At 37.3% G+C, this 16,982-nt stretch carries 13 protein-coding genes and 1 pseudogene; 12 read left to right on the plus strand and 2 right to left on the minus strand.

Going from position 1 to position 16,982, the window contains the following annotated elements; all coding sequences use genetic code 11:
- Nucleotides 1–25: 25 nt before the first annotated feature.
- Nucleotides 26–859 (minus strand): annotated as a pseudogene (locus ACFFGV_RS18145) (hypothetical protein); the annotation flags it as partial.
- Nucleotides 860–1,276: 417 nt separating this feature from the next.
- Here ACFFGV_RS18145 and ACFFGV_RS18150 point away from each other — a divergent pair.
- The 11 genes from ACFFGV_RS18150 (at nucleotide 1,277) to ACFFGV_RS18200 (ending at nucleotide 11,887) form a co-directional block, all read left to right on the plus strand.
- Complete coding sequence (locus ACFFGV_RS18150; protein ID WP_377351122.1) at nucleotides 1,277–1,882, plus strand: sugar transferase; 606 nt, start codon at nucleotides 1,277–1,279, stop codon at nucleotides 1,880–1,882.
- Between the two features lie 15 nt (nucleotides 1,883–1,897).
- Nucleotides 1,898–3,124: a glycosyltransferase gene (locus ACFFGV_RS18155; RefSeq protein ID WP_377350894.1), complete on the plus strand. Its 1,227-nt coding sequence runs from the start codon at nucleotides 1,898–1,900 to the stop codon at nucleotides 3,122–3,124.
- An 18-nt stretch (nucleotides 3,125–3,142) separates the two neighbouring features.
- Nucleotides 3,143–4,498 (plus strand): sugar phosphate nucleotidyltransferase, encoded by a 1,356-nt coding sequence (locus tag ACFFGV_RS18160; RefSeq protein WP_377351124.1) that lies wholly within the window; start codon nucleotides 3,143–3,145, stop codon nucleotides 4,496–4,498.
- A 12-nt stretch (nucleotides 4,499–4,510) separates the two neighbouring features.
- On the plus strand, nucleotides 4,511–5,473 hold the full coding sequence (locus ACFFGV_RS18165) for a hypothetical protein (protein ID WP_377350896.1): 963 nt from the start codon (nucleotides 4,511–4,513) through the stop codon (nucleotides 5,471–5,473).
- A gap of 20 nt (nucleotides 5,474–5,493) precedes the next feature.
- A complete protein-coding gene (locus ACFFGV_RS18170) occupies nucleotides 5,494–6,435 on the plus strand; it encodes an NAD-dependent epimerase/dehydratase family protein (RefSeq protein ID WP_377350898.1) in 942 nt (313 codons plus the stop codon).
- Nucleotides 6,432–7,178 (plus strand): YveK family protein, encoded by a 747-nt coding sequence (locus ACFFGV_RS18175; protein ID WP_377350900.1) that lies wholly within the window; start codon nucleotides 6,432–6,434, stop codon nucleotides 7,176–7,178. Before ACFFGV_RS18170 ends, ACFFGV_RS18175 begins: the two co-directional genes overlap by 4 nt.
- Nucleotides 7,162–7,770 carry a tyrosine-protein kinase family protein gene (locus ACFFGV_RS18180; protein WP_377350902.1) on the plus strand — a complete coding sequence of 203 codons (609 nt, stop codon included), beginning with the start codon at nucleotides 7,162–7,164 and terminating at the stop codon, nucleotides 7,768–7,770. Before ACFFGV_RS18175 ends, ACFFGV_RS18180 begins: the two co-directional genes overlap by 17 nt.
- Nucleotides 7,771–7,803: 33 nt before the next feature.
- Nucleotides 7,804–9,273, plus strand: a complete 1,470-nt coding sequence (locus ACFFGV_RS18185; protein ID WP_377350904.1) for a lipopolysaccharide biosynthesis protein — start codon at nucleotides 7,804–7,806, stop codon at nucleotides 9,271–9,273.
- A 310-nt stretch (nucleotides 9,274–9,583) separates the two neighbouring features.
- Nucleotides 9,584–10,492 carry an O-antigen ligase family protein gene (locus ACFFGV_RS18190; RefSeq protein ID WP_377350906.1) on the plus strand — a complete coding sequence of 303 codons (909 nt, stop codon included), beginning with the start codon at nucleotides 9,584–9,586 and terminating at the stop codon, nucleotides 10,490–10,492.
- 2 nt (nucleotides 10,493–10,494) lie between these two features.
- Nucleotides 10,495–11,535 carry a glycosyltransferase family 4 protein gene (locus ACFFGV_RS18195; protein ID WP_377350908.1) on the plus strand — a complete coding sequence of 347 codons (1,041 nt, stop codon included), beginning with the start codon at nucleotides 10,495–10,497 and terminating at the stop codon, nucleotides 11,533–11,535.
- Nucleotides 11,536–11,704: 169 nt separating this feature from the next.
- Nucleotides 11,705–11,887, plus strand: coding sequence for a YjzC family protein (locus ACFFGV_RS18200; protein WP_377350910.1), 183 nt, complete (start codon nucleotides 11,705–11,707; stop codon nucleotides 11,885–11,887).
- Between the two features lie 59 nt (nucleotides 11,888–11,946).
- On the opposite strand, the gene ACFFGV_RS18205 is transcribed toward ACFFGV_RS18200, so the two are convergent.
- Complete coding sequence (locus ACFFGV_RS18205; protein ID WP_377350912.1) at nucleotides 11,947–12,612, minus strand: type 1 glutamine amidotransferase domain-containing protein; 666 nt, start codon at nucleotides 12,610–12,612, stop codon at nucleotides 11,947–11,949.
- A gap of 346 nt (nucleotides 12,613–12,958) precedes the next feature.
- On the opposite strand from ACFFGV_RS18205, the gene ACFFGV_RS18210 reads away from it, so the two are divergent.
- Nucleotides 12,959–16,957 (plus strand): glycoside hydrolase family 97 N-terminal domain-containing protein, encoded by a 3,999-nt coding sequence (locus tag ACFFGV_RS18210; RefSeq protein ID WP_377350916.1) that lies wholly within the window; start codon nucleotides 12,959–12,961, stop codon nucleotides 16,955–16,957.
- Nucleotides 16,958–16,982 lie beyond the last annotated feature (25 nt).

Raw genomic sequence — 16,982 nt, forward strand, 5'->3', positions numbered from 1 at the left:
GCGTAGTCTCACGCTTTTTCCTTTTTTAATTAATGTTATTTCGCTGACCATTATCAATAATTCTATTATTTGGTACTGATGGTATATAGAGAGTGGTGTCCAAACTATTAGAAGTTAATTGTATAACAGTTACATTTGAAGGAATAGATGCTACATCCCAAGCCATTCCATCAAAATAATTAAATTGTCCGCTGACTTTAATGATACTAGTAGTAATGGAAGTAGGTTGTATCTGAAGGTTTCTAAACTGGTTGCCACTTACCTCATACGGTATTGTAGGGCTACTCTCTATATCAATCATTTTAATGCAGTCGTCAAGAGATAGATTAATAAATCGATTGGCATTTATCCATGAATAACCGTTAGTTGGGCGGTTAGCTACTAACTTTACCCCTGTCTTGAGACCAGCTACTTTTATGTTTTCAAAGTTTACGAAAGATATTTCATGATTCTGTCCTCCAGAATATAAGGATATGCCTACACCTCTATGGCTGGTATGCCAATTAACAATATTAATGTTCTTTATTTGCATCCTGTGCCAAGTATTATAATACTTGTATTTCCCGTCTAGATAAATTACTTCAGAATCGAATATGGGGTCATCTATTGCGATGTAGGCACCTTCCAAAGACGCGTTTCTCTGTAACTCTAAAACTCTGAAATTCCCATAAACAATGAACTGTGTACCATAATTAAATAATAGTTTGACCCCCTGCTTAATAATTAATGGTGATGTAATAATGTAGTTACGATTTGCTAAGATTACGGTCTTCCCAATGTTATTGCTCGCAAAATCTATAGCAGCTTGTATTTTTTGAGTGTCATTTGTACCACTAAAATCTTCTACATAAATGTCCTCAACCATCCTTTAACCCACTTTCCTATTTAGCATTTCCCCTTGATTCGTACTTAAATAGTTAGGAAAGGAAAAAATTCACTTTAGCTGATGAAGTAATGTAAAGGGAATGCTTTCGTTCTAGCTTATTCTATTAGATTGTCATTAGTGTCGAAAATAGTCTGCTGTAATAGACAGCGAGCATTAAAGAATTTTTACAACTAGTAGAATAGACTTATATTCGTTAAAAAGAAAATTAATGAGTTAAAGTTCTTTATAAAGAACTAATTATCTGTTAAACTACATTCAAACAAGGTTCTATATAAAGAACAATTTTAGGTAATTAAAAAACTCTTTAGTGAGGAGGTTAAAAAATTGTCTTTAAAAATCGATAAGATAGAGCGTGGAAATAGAGGAGATTCTCATGTCACATCGTTCTATATTAAAAACAATAAAATAGAATTATCAAGATCGTATGAGATTGTTCAAAGGTTTTTTGATATTCTGCAAGCTCTTATTGGACTAATAATTGCAATACCAATTATTGTTATTAGTTCCATTGCAATCAAGGTAGATACGAGAGGTTCTATATTTTATCGACAAGATAGGGTTGGCAAAAATGGACAAATTTTTCAAATAATAAAACTTCGAACGATGGATATGCATGCTGAATCTAGCGAACCAAGATGGGCAGGAGTTAACGATCCTAGAGTGACTAAGGTAGGTAGGTTTCTCAGAAAGACTAGGATTGATGAGCTCCCTCAGCTAATAAACGTGTTAAAAGGAGATATGAGCATTATTGGTCCAAGACCAGAACGTCCTTTCTTCACAGAAAAATTTAATAAAGAAAATCCGGGCTTTATTGACAGAATTGTGGTTAAACCAGGTTTGACGGGGTTGGCCCAAGTAAATGGCGGTTATGATATCTCTCCTCAAGAAAAGCTGGCGTATGATTTGAAATATATTCGAGAAAGGACTTTCCTACTAGATGTTAAAATACTTTTTCTTACTTTTAAAGTAGTGATAACTGGAGATGGAGCCAGATAATCAGGAGGTATAGTAATGAAGGTGATTTATATGACTGCCAGACCACCTTACCCGCCACATAAAGGAGATCAATTAATTGCATGGGAACAGCTAAAACATTTGAAAGTAAGCGGCATCCAAATATACTTACTAACTTTTGTGAAATCAGAGAAAGAGAGAGATTTAATATATCAGAAGTTATCTCCTTATTGTAAAGAAATAATTGTATTTCCGACCTCGCCACTACAGCAAACATTTCAATCCATTAAGACGCTCTATAATCTTAAGCCAGTTCAAGTCAATTTATATTACCAATCGAAAATCAAGCAACAAGTGTTGGAAGTATGCGAAAGAGTAAAACCAGATGTTGTTCACGTTCAGACTGCCAGATTAGCCGACTATTTTATAGATATTGATTGTGCCAAGTGTATTGATATGATTGATGCTTTGTCTCTTAATATGAAGCGTCGTTCTATAAACGAAAAAAAATGGTTGAAACCATTCTTTTTGTTTGAATCCCATTTAATGAGACGCCATGAAAAAGCAGTGTTAAGAAGTTATGAGCAGACCATACTTGTTTCAGAGAACGATAAACATTATTTAAATAACTCAAACATAGTCGTTAATCCAAATGGGACATATATTACTAAATCATATCTTGCAAATTATCCTGAATTGCATAAAAGAAAAACTATACTTTTCCATGGAAACATGCAGTATTATCCAAACGTGGAAGCAGTTGTTGATTTCGTGAAAGATGTTTGGCCTATCATTCACCAGAGATATCCAGATTATCAATTTCATATTGTAGGAAAGGATCCAGTCAAGAGTGTGGTTGATTTGCATGGGAAAAACAATGTGGTTGTTACTGGTTTTGTTGAGGATATATGTAGTAGCTTAATGCAGGCAAAAATAGGCATTTATCCAATGAAATCAGGTACGGGCATGCAAAACAAAATTTTGGAATCGATGGCATGTGGACTTCCAACTATTGCTTCACCAATAGCGTTACAAGGGATTGGAGGTATAACTGGAGAGGAAGTTATCAGAACAGAAAGTAAAGAGGAAATGGTCTCTGCTTTGGAATTTCTAATAGAACATCCAGACATTCAAGAGAAATATGCTCACAAAGGTCAATCCTTTGTCTGGAAAAATTATTCTTGGAGCAAGAATTGCACAAGGTTAACTCATACCTGGGAAAAAGCGATGTGGAAAATGCATATGGACAAAGTGAATAGAAAGAAATCTGCAATTGTAAATTAGGAAGAGGTGTTGGTGAAAATGAGGGTTGTCTTATTATCTGGAGGCTCAGGTAAGCGTTTGTGGCCCCTTTCCAATGATGCAAGGTCTAAGCAATTTCTAAAAGTATTAAAAAATGAACATGGAAAAATGGAGTCAATGGTTCAGCGTGTGTGGCGCCAGCTTAAGAAAAACAATTTGGAAAATAAAGCTATTGTCTCCACTAGCAAATCCCAGATGGAAATGATTTATAACCAATTAAACCAATATATACCTGTGGTAGTTGAGCCGGAAAGAAAGGATACATTCCCAGCAATTGCATTAGCTGCAGTTTATCTTTATTCGGTAGAGAATTGCAGTTTGGAGGAGGTAATCACTGTTTTACCTGTAGACCCTTTTGTGGAAGATCACTTCTTTGCAAATATAAAAGAAATGGAATGGGCATTAAACAATAGTGGTGCAGACTTGGCGCTGCTAGGTGTGAAACCAACCTATCCTTCCGAGAAATATGGATATATAGTACCCAGCAGTACTTCGCCAAAAGAATATTTAAACGTATCTAAATTTCATGAGAAGCCGAGGGAAGCAACCGCAAAGAAATTAATTCATGAAAATGCTCTTTGGAATTGCGGTGTATTTGGTTTCCGTCTTAACTATATCATTCAACTGCTAAAACGTAAAAACATCCCTGTCCAGTATGAAGCTTTACTAGAATATTACAGTAAACTTGATGCTAATAGTTTTGACTATGAAGTGGTAGAGCAAGCGACCAATATTATTGCACTTCCATATGCAGGATATTGGAAAGACCTTGGTACATGGAACACTTTAACAGATGAAATGGAAGCAAAGATTATTGGCAATGGAGTTATAAGTGAAAATATAGCTGAATCAAATATTGTAAATGAACTGGATATCCCGATTATTCTGCTTGGAGTAGAAAATGTGGTAGTAGCTGCCAGCCCCGATGGTATTTTAGTTACCAATAAAAGGAGCAGCCACAAAATTAAAGATTATCTCTCACGCTTTCCTTCTCCACCGAAATTTGAGGAATACAATTGGGGATGGAGAAGAGTACTGGAATATAGGGGAAATGGAACAAAGGAGGAAATTCTTACAGAAAAGATTCACTTAATTTCCGGCAAAACGCTTAGTAATGAACCCTTTAATTCTTTAGAAGTGTGGACAGTAACAGAGGGAGAAGGGTTAATAGTAAAAAATGAAGAAATGATAAGGATTTACCCAGGTTCCTCTTTTACTTTTACTGAAGGTGAAGAGTATTACTGGAAGGCAGTTAGAGATATGGAGTTTGTAGTTATAAGAACACAAGCCAGTCAAATGAAGCAGCATGATTCAGGTCAGGGTCCAGTTAATAGTGCTATATCAGAGTATTCCTAGATGGAGATTTACATGAATAAGAAGTGGATTTATGTTGGAACAATTGCCACGCTAACATTTTTAATCGTAGTTTTAATTGCTTACCTAAACGCATCCTCGTTAGAAGAAAAGAGCAGCATCCTTGTAGAGGAATTTGGTGGATACGGTAATGATGATAAAGATGACTCTTCAGCTATACAGGATGCAATCGATCTGAGTTATAAGGAAAATAAACTGCCTGTTCAGTTATTAGGAGAGACATACATTCTAAAACAAGGTCTGCAATTAAAAGAGGGAGTTTCTCTAGTAATGGGGCAGAGTACTAAGCTATTAGTAGAAGGTAACTTTAATGTATTGGAATTGAAGAAAAATACTTCTATTACAAAAGGGACCATTGAGGTAACCAATCCTGATTTTAGTAGTAACGTAGTTTACATTAGTGGAGAAGAGAAAATTTGGACTACAGAAAGTATCATCGTAGAGCAATTGACATTATACAACTCTAGTGGTTCAAATAGCGGAAATGCTATCTCCTTTATTGCAGAGGGTTCCGGCGAATTCATTAGCTTTGTCAATGTTGTTAATGTTAATATTAGTGGTTTTCATACGTCAGTGTACTTGCAAGCAATACCTCCAAATAACGAAGAAGAATACAATTTTATAAATGGTAACCGTTTTATCAATGTAACAATGGAAGATTGCATTGTATGTATCCATATGAATAGTGAAGTGACTATTCCAAATGAAGTCTCAGGAAATGTGTTCGATAATCTCCAAATTCAATTAACAGAAAGAACGGAAAGAGTTGCAATTATTTCTGGATCTCATAACACAATAGAAGGGATGATTTGGGACGCCTCCATCTTAAAAGACAGCTCTCCGTTAATAGATTTCCAACAAGAATCATATAAAAATGTCGTAGAGACAAACTTATCTAACAATAGGATCGTTGACGTGGGTAAAGAAAATCGTTATGGAATTTCTATTAGTGATTAAATAACGGAAGGAAGGTTGCCATGAAGGTATTAATAACTGGTGGTGCTGGTTTTATTGGTTCCCATATTGTAGAAGAATTAATAAAGTCCCAGTATGAGGTTGTCGTGGTAGACAATTTAGTAACAGGACATATATTAAACCTACCGCCTGACGTAATTTTCTATGAAAGTGATATAAGAAGAAATTTAGACAACATATTCATTAAAGAAAAACCCGATTATGTTATTCACCAGGCTGCACAGGTTTCGGTTAGTCAATCGTTTGCAGACCCATTATATGATTGTGAGGAAAATATAGTTGCTACTCTAAATGTTCTTCAAGCATGTGTGGACCATAATGTGAAAAAAATTGTATTTGCTTCTACTGCAGCAGTGTACGGGAACCCAAATTATCTTCCTATAGATGAGCAGCATAGTATAAAACCAATCTCCTTTTATGGACTTACGAAAGCTCATGCAGAGAAATACATTCAGCTTTACTCGGAAACTTATAATCTATCCTATTCTATTTTGCGATACGCAAATGTGTACGGGCCAAGACAAGATGCACATGGGGAAGCTGGAGTTATAGCGTTATTTATAGAGAAAATAACTCAAGGTACTTCTCCTATTATTTTCGGTGATGGAAAGCAGACAAGGGATTTTGTATTTGTAAAGGATGTGGCACGTGCCAACGTAGCTGCCTTAAGTCATCGGGAAAATATGGTGCTGAATATAAGTACAAGTCAAGAAACATCCATATTGGAAATTATGGAAAAATTAGCAATTGTTTATGGTAAACCTATTCAAACACTTAACCAATCTGAACGAGAAGGTGACATTAAAGCGAGTGTTTTACAGAACAATAAAGCACAAGCAATGTTGGAATGGGCACCTAATTATTCCCTTATAGAAGGATTGTGGGAAACATTGCAACATTATCGAGATGTATTACCTAACAAGTCTCAGGAGGTAAAAGCATGAAGGAACAGATGGATATTAAGACATTCTTTCGTATCCTTAAACGAAGAATAGTTACTATCCTAATTACCACAATTTTATTTTCTATCGCAAGTGGAACTGCTGTTTTTTATTTAATGAAGCCTACTTACGAAGCAAGGGAGTATATTCTAGTTGGGAATTTAACTAATGAAGAGGAAGTGTATGTGGATCCTCAAACCATAAACAGGTTAATTGCATCAACGGTAGATTTTATTACAAGTCCGATTGTATTAGACTCCGTTGGTAGTACTATGGGACTTTCACAAGCAGAGTTGGAAGAAAAAATAACGATTGTAAATAAAGAGGATTCTCAAATTGTTTCTGTAGTTATAAGAGATAGTGACCAGCAACGTTCACAGGAATTGGCAGATCACATTGCTTCCACTTCCGTGAGCGAAATAAAGAATTCTTTACAGATGGAAAACATTTCAGTACTTAATAAAAATGAGAATGCCAATCAGCCAGAGCAAGTGAATAATCCAATAGTTAATCTTCTTATAGGGACCATGGTTGGTATGTTTTGTGGTATTGGGATGGCCATGCTTAAAGATCACTGGGATGATTCCCTACAAAGAACGGAACAAATTGAAAAAGAACTGGGCCTGCAGTTTTTTGGAGAAGTGGAGATCACAAAAGACAACTTACCACTATATTATCGAAAACAATTTAATAAAGAAAATGCCAAAGCTGATAAAGGAGGTGGAATACATGCAGAGTCCCATTGAAGATATCGTTCGAGGAGGTCCAAAGAAAAAGAAAGGGATCGTGAGTTTTGACCAAATGAAGGTTATTGGAAGTAAGGTGGAAAAATATTGCTCCTCTTTATTTATGGTTACTTCTATACGAGAAGGTAAGTCAGTAGCGTTATTAACTGCGGAACTAGCAGCTTCCATAGCACTAAAAGGAAAAAAGGTCCTTCTTGTAGAAGGGGAATTGAACAAACCTAGGCTGCATGAATGGTTCCAGCTAGAACAACCTACTAACACAGGTAAAAGCATGTTCCCTCCTATACAGTCGTCCTTTTTATCGGGTTTAGATATTCAGTTAATCAATAGTATTAACGAGAACTCTATTGATATATGGCTTTCGCACAAATTTAAACAACGAATGGAGAGGTGGCAGAAGGCTTATGACACAGTTATTATCTCCGCCCCGTCCATGCAATCCGGACCGGATGCTGAGTTACTTGCAGAAGCTTGCCACCAAGCATTGTTTGTTATTGAAAGAAAAAAAGATAAGCTAAGTAATATTCAGGAGGCCCAAACCAAATTAGAAATGGCAAATTGTGATGTAATAGGTGTTATATGTCAACGTTGAGCTGTAACCAAGGGGTTAAAGGGGTTCATTATTATGAAAGGGCTTAAAAACTCAATAGGTAAGAATATTTTTCATCTATTATACAGTACTGTATTCGCAAGCATTCTAAATGCAGGATCGTTAATAATACTTGCCTCAGTTGTAACGACAGATGATTACGGGAAATTTAGTGTAGTACTTGCTTTTGCAATGATAATGGCGTATTTAACGGAAGCGGGATTAAATCAGATAGTACTGCGAGAAGGCGCTAAGAAAGATGCTCCTATATCGATGATAATGGCATCTTTTATGAAACTCCGAATGATTTTACTAATAATAACCCTAGTTGTAGGCTTCATACTTATTAATTTGATGTATAGGGGAGAAACAGAAATAATAATAATCTCCTATCTTTTGATTCTTCCCCTTGTAACGGGTATATCCATGCAAAGCGTCAGCATTACTTATTTTCAAATGATGGAAAAAATGCAATATTCAGGATTAGTTAGAATTACATCTGCCAGTCTGCTTATATCCGTTATATTAATGAGTAAATGGTTTTCCATTGATAATATGGTCATATTTTTCTTATATGGTTTCGCTTATTTTCTTGCTGGATGCCTTGGGATATACTTAACAGTTAAAACGTTAAAGCTTCCTATGAAATCACCTTTTTATAAAGGGTTGCGCAAGCAATGGGGGCCTTTCATGTTCACGGGGTTATTATTTATCCTACTTCCCCAAATTGGTCCAATTGTGTTAGAGCAAACACTTTCATGGAAAGAAGTTGGTTATTTTGCTGTCGCATATAGGATTCCACAGGCATTGCAGCAATTACCCTTCATCGTAGCCGGGGCTTATTTTCCAGTGTTATTTCGTTTGTTTGAGGCTGGTAATTATCAGCAACACCTAAGGATGAGTATCTCCCAAGTAAAGTTAATGTTATTAGCAGGGATGATGGCTTCGATTCCCTTTTACCACCTTGCTGATTTCTTTATTACCATTTTATTTGGAGATAAATGGTTAGAAGCTGCATTTCTTTTGAAGGTATTGTCCTTAATGATGATTTTCCAAGGGGGAAGTATTGCCTTAGGAGACGGTTTAACGACCAAGGATCTCCAAATTAGGAGAATGGCTATCCAAGCGTTAGCCGTTGTATTAGGGGGCTTATTCTATATATCTTTTAGTGAATATTACGGTTTAACTGGAGCAGTGACTGCTGGGGTATTAATAGAACTGTTATTATTGATTGGTTTCTTGATTCTTCACCCTGACAGGCAGATGCTTGGGAGAAAAGCAGTTATTCCATACCTGGTTTATTTCTTTATAAGTCTTCTTGCAGTTGAACTTTTTCTAGCATCATTTCCTTTCATTGCTTGTATTGTTCATATTATTCTTGTTCTTTCTCTCGGTGGCTTGGATAAGGAATGGAGGAGAAAAGTTCAGGAATTTTGGAAGAACATTGATTATTATCATAAATGGAGATCAAGATTAAGGAAGGAGGTACACGATGGGACATCTTGACACAGATACTACATCTCGTAACAGCCTTATTCTTCTTTTCTTAATAGTCTCTGTTTTGCTTGGTAAATATCATATTTATATTGGTTTCGCATTTAAGCCTCATATGATGTATTTGGGGATTCTTGTCGTGTACCTTGCTGCAGCATTCCGATTTCATCAATTACAAGCTTTCGAAGTATTATTGCTTCTATTCTATTTAGTTTACGTCTTTTCAGGAGTTTTTTCGTTATATGCTTCCTCGAGCCTTAGAGTAATGTTGGGAATTTTTTTATATGTTACTTTTTACTTTCTCATGAAGGGTATCCTTCAGATGTTTGATAGAAAATCACTAGAAAATAGTATTGCTAATGCAGGAATTTTATTTAATATAGGTAGTCTTGCCTTTTATGTGTGGGGATTAAAAAGTAATGGTTTTTCCATACTAGGAGATGGGGTTATACAATATGGCGTTTGGTTTGATCGGAATTATCCGAGACTGATTGGTTTACTTGAAGACCCTAATTATTTTGTGTTCTATAATACTATTTTCTTTACTTTTTATCTTTGTAAACGCAACTCATGGAAAAACAAATCCGGCTTATTACTTTGTATTGTTACTAGCGTACTTACTTTCTCAAGAGGTGGATTGTTAATTTTATTAGTTATTTTTTTAGTTTACTTTTTACTTAATCACCCAGCCCAAAAGGGCAGACTATTACTCTCTGCTTTTTCATTGTTTACAATAGTGTTGGGAATTAGTAAGGTACTTGGGTTTAAAGTTATCAGTATCTTACAGAATCGGTTCCAGGATTTTTCCAAAGATGGAGGGAGCGGAAGATTTGAGTTATGGGAAAGAGCATGGGCGTTTTTTGAATCCAGTCCTTTGTTTGGAATAGGTGCTAGCAATTTTACTAACTATAACGTGTTTAAATATGGTGATAATCTTGTGGTTCACAATACCTTTTTGGAAGTATTAACCGAATCAGGAGTAATTGGACTATTTGTGTATGGTATGTTTGTATTCGCCGTTCTCTTTCAAATCATACAGAATAAATTTCACTTAAAATATCCCTTTTTATTTTTGACCTTTATTGGATTTATGCTTCAAATGATGTTCCTATCTTTAATAGTAAATGATATGTTCTTATTTTTTTTAGCCATTTTATCAACTTATTTTTCTTATGAATATGAAAATGCAAACTATAAAGAAAGGGAATGTAATATGAAGGAGGCTGGATAAAGGTGAAGGTATTAATGCTCACAGATAAATTGACAATGGGTGGAGCAGAAAATTATTTTATTAAACTTGAAAATAAAATGATTCAGGGTACTGATTTCAATCTATTTACCGCAGCTGGGGATGGAGAATTAACTGACCTAATTAAGAATAAGTCACATCACATGACTTTAGCCAGGGAAAATCATCTCCTAAATCTATGGCGGTTAACAAAATATATTAATAAGAAACACATTACTGTTATTCATGCCAATAGTCTGAGGATGTTCTTTTATGCATGTTTTTTGAGAATGACAACAGGAAAATTAAGGTTAAAAATATTATACACTAAGCACAATATTACTTCTCTTGAAAAATTCCCGAAAATATTTTCCTTTTGTATGAACTATGGTGTGAATGGGATCATTACCGTAAGCGATTTTGAAAAAGAAGTACTAATCCGATATGGTGTGAAAAGAGAAAAGATAACGACTGTTTATAATGGAGTTGATTTAGAACGGTTCCCTTTTAAAGAGAAGACACCGAAAGAAAAATTTAATGTGGGAATTTTAGCAAGGTTGTCTCCAGAGAAAAATCATAATTTATTTTTAGACATTGCTTCTTCATTGAAGCAAAAAGGTGATATTAAGTTCTATATTGCAGGTGACGGTCCAGAACGGGAAGAAATACAGAAGAAAATTGAAAAAATGGGTCTCAAGGAAAAGGTGGAAATGCTTGGAGCTGTAGAACCTAAAAAATTTTTAGAATCAATGGATATTCTACTGCTTACTTCTAAAAGAGAAGTTTTTCCTATGGTTATCCTTGAAGCTATGGCATCTGGTACTCCTGTCGTTTCTATTGATAGAGGTGGAATTAGAGAGGCAATCCAAGATCAAGAAACTGGTATGATGGTTGATAAACATTGCAGCAAGGCTTTTAATGAAAAGATTGTTTCTTTAAAATCAGATTGCGAATTGAGAAATAGAATTATTGATGCAGCCCGGAAAAAGGTGATAAGAGAATTCACTTCTAATAATATGGTTACAAAGACCTTTGAACAATATTAATGGAATAAATTAAAAGTCACTTTGTATGACATTTAATACATTCCACCTCCATTTCATTAATATTAGAATATAATGTTTAACTAACAAAAATATGGGAATTACATCTATGTAGACAAGGTAAGGATGGTTTACATTATCATCAAAAATTCTTAATAGGAGGTAGATTCTCATGGCACAACACACGTACAGAACAGGTGAAAAAGCACCAGAAGGCGGTAAGTTTAAAGTGGAGAGTCTGGTTAGTGGAGGAAGATTAAGCAATCAAGATGATACACATGTAAACATGGATCAGGGAGATACGTTCCCTCCATCCCCATCTAGTAACGAAGCAGCTAACTGGGTGAAAGCTTAATAGCTCATAAAAAAGGTCCAGAGGAGGAAAAACCTCTGGACCTTTTTTATTATATAATATTATTCTTCTAGTGCTTCGATTAGTTTTTGAGCGGTGCTTTCACTGGACATTGGATTTTGGCCTGTTACAAGCTTTCCGTCACGAACAGAGAAAGCTGTCCAATCGTCACCGCGAACAAATTCGGCTCCTTGCTCGCGAAGAGTTGATTCTAATAGGAAAGGCATGTAGCTGTCTAGTTCCATTCCGATTTCTTCGCTGTCTGTAAAGCCATTTACTTGCTTACCTTTAACAATTGGAGTGCCGTCGGCGTACGTTGCATTTACAAGTCCAGCTGGACCGTGGCATACAGCTCCAATTACTTTATCGTTTTCAGCAAATTGTTGTAGCGCATATTGAAGTATTTCACTATTAGGAAAATCAAACATAGTTCCATGTCCGCCTGGTAGGAAGATGGCGTCATATCCTTCATCTGCAATGCCCTTCGTTAGAGCTGTTGTATCCTCTAGCTGCTTACGAGCTTCTGCCCAATTTGGTGTTTCTTCCTCAGGGATACTGTTAGGATCTAACTCTACCTTGCCTCCGGAAATAGAGGTAACGCGAACGTTGTAGCCTTGTGCCTTGAACATGTTGTATGGTGCTGCAAACTCTTCTAACCATAGACCAGTTTTATGATCTTCTGTAATTTTAGTATGGTTGGTAACGACCATTAGTACGCTTTTAGCCATGAATAGATCCTCCTTCAGTAATAACAATGGTTTTAATAGGGGGGGTTCCCCTATGCACAAATCATTATAACGAGTGGTGATGAAAAACAGAAATTATGTGCTCATGTAGGTATGCTTCCCTATAAGGTAAATTCTTCCTATCCTCTTACTCGCTATCATGGAATACACCAATTTGTCCCTATTAACATGGACCTAGTCTTCCAAAATAGCACAAAATAATACAGATGGTGAGCAAGATTGTACAGAACGCTTTTCCCTTTTTATGGATAAAATCGTGTTATAGTTACAATGAATTCGCTTACAAACCAGTGAAGCGGAGATATTACCTGAAAAAAGGAGGAAGTTTATGAGGAAACGAATGTGGGTGGGTGTTCTGGTAATATGTCTAATGCTGCCTATAACCTTTAAGCACGTGTCGGCCGCAGCGGATACTACTCAAACCATTACCTCGCCGAATGGAAAAGTAAAAGTAGATGTTACCCTCGATAAGCAAGGAAAGCCTCATTATCAAGTAACGTACAATGGGGAAAAGATTGTAGAACCATCCTCTTTAGGGTTTGAATTTAAGGATCAGGCACCTCTTCAAGGAGATTTTACTATTGTAAATACCTCCACTACGACGTTTAATGAAGATTGGAAGCCGGTATGGGGAGAGAAGTCCTCCATTAAGAACCATTATAAACAATTGACGATTGAATTACAGGAGAAATCCGGTGATAAACGAAAGATGAATATGGAATTTAAGGTGTACGATGACGGAATTGGATTCCGATACGTAATACCAGAGCAAAAAAATGTGAACAAGGACCTTCAAATTACCGCTGAACATACTGAATTTGCTTTTGCAGAGAACAATACCTCCTGGTGGATTCCTAATGATTGGAATAGCTACGAGTATAACTACAACGAGACAAAGCTAGAAGAAGTAAAAGAAGTCAGTACCCCTCTTACAATGAAAACACCTAAAGGAACACATGTCACTATTCATGAAGCTGCATTAATTGATTATTCCGGTATGGCGTTAAAAGCCGTAGAAGGAAAAGATAATGCATTAACTAGTATTCTAGCACCTTATCCAAATAGTGAGGTGAAAGTAAAAAAAGATAAGCTGCCAGTTGAAACTCCATGGAGAACCATTCAATTGGGAGAGACCGCTGGAGATTTAATGGAATCCGATATGATACTTAATTTAAATGAGCCGAATGCCATAGAGGACACCTCCTGGATTAACCCTATGAAATATGTAGGAATTTGGTGGGAAATGCATATCAGAAAGTCTACATGGGAATCAGGACCGAAGCACGGCGCTACTACAGAAAATGCCAAGAAATACATTGATTTTGCAAATGAATACTTAGATTCTGAAAACCAGCCAGTCGGCCTGCTTGTAGAAGGGTGGAATGTTGGCTGGGATGGTGACTGGACGGAGAATGGAGATTTATTCGATTTCACTAAGCCTTATCCTGATTTTGACCTGGAGGAAGTGGTGAAATACGGGAAAGAAAAGAGTGTAGAGTACATTGCCCATAATGAAACAAGTGGAGATATACAGAATTACGAAGCTCAAATGGATGATGCCTATGATTTATATCAAAGCCTAGGAATTCATTCTATTAAAAGTGGATATGTAGCAGATAACGGCATTAAAGACCCAGAGGGTGAGACTCACCATGGGCAGTTCATGGTCAACCATTATTTAAATGCTGTCAAAAAAGCTGCTGACCACGAAATTATGATTAACACACACGAGCCCATTAAACCAACAGGTGTATATCGTACGTATCCTAACTGGATGAGCCGAGAAGGTGTTATGGGAATGGAATACAATGCATGGAGTGAGGGGAGCCCGCCTAATCATTTAACTGTAGTACCGTTTACGAGAATGATGGGAGGACCTGTCGATTACAACCCTGGCATTTTTGATGTACAGATTGAGGAGCAGCCAAATAATCGTGTTCACACAACAAGAGCTCAGCAAATTGCTGCCTATGTAACTCTTACGAGTGGAGTGCAAATGGTAACCGATTTGCCTGAGAATTATAAGGACGAGGACGGAAATATATTACCTGAGTTTCAATTTATTAAAGACGTACCAGTTACATGGGACGATACAATGGTTCCAAATAGTGAAATAGGTAATTACATTACTGTTGTTCGTCGAAGCGGTGAGGAATGGTATGTCGGAAGTACAACAGATGAGAATGCTCGAGCAGTAGACGTATCACTAGACTTCCTTCCAGACGATAAGCAATATGTTGCTGAAATATATAGCGATGGAGCGGATGCGGACTGGGAGTCAAATCCGAATCCAGTATCTATCCATAAAGTAATAGTAGATTCGAAGGATACCCTTGTTGCTTCCATGGCAGCAGGTGGTGGACAGGCCGTCCGTATGTATCCTGCTTCCAAATCAGATCAAGATGAACTGCCTGAATATGAGGAGTCATCCGTTGATCTTGAGTATAAGGAGATTCCTTCCAGTATTCAATCAAATGATGAACTGAAGGTGACTGTGGAAGCGAAAAATGAAGGAAACACAATTGCTAGTAAGACTGTAAACCTGATGGTGGATAATAAGAAAGTAGCAGAGAAGGCTGTACGGATTGATCCTGATAGCTCGAAAGCAGTAACACTCACCTATAATAAGCTGTTTGAAACAGGTGATTATCGAGTTGAAATAGAAGGGCTAAGTCCAAAAACGGTTACCGTAAAGGAGAAGAAGCCTACTTTTGCTTATAGCGGATTAGAAGTTTCAACAGATGATCAATCCATTACTGCGAAAGCTACCGTAACGAATTATGGTACTACGAAAGGGACTGTTACTGTTCCGCTTAAAGTTAATGGGAAAGTCGTGGATAGGAAAGAAGTAGAGGTTGATGCAGCACAGGGCGGTGCCAGTAAAAACGTAACCTTTGTCTATGATGCAAAGGAAGAAGCAGGTGCTTATGAAGTCTCTATAGGCGATACACCTACTAAGGTTGCTGCATTACCGACCATTCAGTTAGCAGGTGAATGGTTATTCCAAAGAGGGGATAATGAAGATTGGAAGAAGAAAGATGTAGATGAAAGCTCTTGGGATAAAGTTACTTTGCCAAATAGCTGGGAGAATCATTCTAATTACACAGAGGATAACGTGTTTGGCTGGTATCGTAAAACCATTACGATTCCAAAGGAATGGGAAGGCTATTCTCTTAAAGTGAAGCTTGGTCGTATTGATGATGTGGATCAAACCTTCGTGAACGGTCAAGAAGTAGGCCAATCCGGTACGTTCCCAACCGGGGAAGGGGAGCAAGGAATGGTATCTGCCTGGGACTGGGACAGAGAGTATGAGATTCCGGCAGAAGCTATCCAGTACGGAGAAGAGAATGTTATTAGTATTCGTGTCTTCGATGCCTCCTATGGTGGAGGAGTGTATGAAGGACCTCTTGGACCAATTGAGCTCGTAAAGAAAGAAAAGGAAGAGGAAAAGGATAAGTCGAAACGAATTGCTGGTGACGATCGATACAATACAGCTATACAAATTGCTCAGGAAGGATGGGAATCATCTGAAACAGTTGTTATTGCTAGGGGAGATGATTTTGCCGACGCCTTAGCAGGTGCGCCTCTGGCCTACAAAGAGGACGCTCCCATTTTGTTGACAAAGACCGATGATTTACTGAAAGAGGTCAAAGAGGAAATTAAACGTCTCGGTGCGAAGGATGCCATAATTCTTGGCGGACCAAATGCCATTTCTGGTTATGTTTCCTACCAACTAGAGGGGATTGGTCTCCGTGTAGAACGAGTCAATGGGGACAACCGATACGGAACAGCAATGAATATAGCAGCTCGTCTAGATGGAAATCCAGATAAGGCTATCATTGCTAACGGGAGTCGTTTCCCAGACGCTTTAGCGGTAGCTCCATATGCAGCAGAAAATGGATATCCCATTTTATTAACGAAAGAGGATTCGCTGCCGAGTCAAACCGTAAAGGCGTTAAGGGGAATTAGCCAAACTGCTGTGGTTGGTGGACCAGGAGTAGTAAATGATGAGATTCTTACTGAATTGCCTCAACCCACCCGATATAGTGGAGACGACCGTTATGAGACGGCAGCAGCTATTGCCAAAGAATTAAACAACACAGGAACAACAGCGTTTGTATCCACTGGTGAAGAATTTGCCGACGCCCTAACTGGGTCGGTACTAGCAGCTAAGCAAGACGGAACGACCTTCTTAGTGAGAAAGGACAGAGCTCCAGACAGTATCAAGGAGGCTTATCAAGAGCTAGGTATAGAAACAACCTATATTCTAGGCGGTGAAAATGCAGTTAGTGAACAAGCTAAGAATGACTTAATGTCAAAAGAGTAATAGATATAGGACCTCTCTGTTGCAC

Origin of the sequence: Pontibacillus salicampi (genome assembly GCF_042434395.1) — a bacterium.
Lineage (GTDB): Bacteria > Bacillota > Bacilli > Bacillales > BH030062 > Pontibacillus > Pontibacillus salicampi.

What these genes read in the sequence shown, in the direction of transcription:
- ACFFGV_RS18185 (WP_377350904.1), top strand. Translation starts at nt 7,804, where the DNA reads ATGAAAGGGCTTAAAAACTCAATAGGTAAGAATATTTTTCATCTATTA.
- ACFFGV_RS18175 (WP_377350900.1), top strand. Translation starts at nt 6,432, where the DNA reads ATGAAGGAACAGATGGATATTAAGACATTCTTTCGTATCCTTAAACGA.
- ACFFGV_RS18210 (WP_377350916.1), top strand. Translation starts at nt 12,959, where the DNA reads ATGAGGAAACGAATGTGGGTGGGTGTTCTGGTAATATGTCTAATGCTG.
- ACFFGV_RS18170 (WP_377350898.1), top strand. Translation starts at nt 5,494, where the DNA reads ATGAAGGTATTAATAACTGGTGGTGCTGGTTTTATTGGTTCCCATATT.
- ACFFGV_RS18200 (WP_377350910.1), top strand. Translation starts at nt 11,705, where the DNA reads ATGGCACAACACACGTACAGAACAGGTGAAAAAGCACCAGAAGGCGGT.
- ACFFGV_RS18180 (WP_377350902.1), top strand. Translation starts at nt 7,162, where the DNA reads ATGCAGAGTCCCATTGAAGATATCGTTCGAGGAGGTCCAAAGAAAAAG.
- ACFFGV_RS18205 (WP_377350912.1), bottom strand. Translation starts at nt 12,612, where the DNA reads ATGGCTAAAAGCGTACTAATGGTCGTTACCAACCATACTAAAATTACA.
- ACFFGV_RS18190 (WP_377350906.1), top strand. Translation starts at nt 9,584, where the DNA reads ATGTTTGATAGAAAATCACTAGAAAATAGTATTGCTAATGCAGGAATT.
- ACFFGV_RS18155 (WP_377350894.1), top strand. Translation starts at nt 1,898, where the DNA reads ATGAAGGTGATTTATATGACTGCCAGACCACCTTACCCGCCACATAAA.
- ACFFGV_RS18165 (WP_377350896.1), top strand. Translation starts at nt 4,511, where the DNA reads ATGAATAAGAAGTGGATTTATGTTGGAACAATTGCCACGCTAACATTT.
- ACFFGV_RS18160 (WP_377351124.1), top strand. Translation starts at nt 3,143, where the DNA reads ATGAGGGTTGTCTTATTATCTGGAGGCTCAGGTAAGCGTTTGTGGCCC.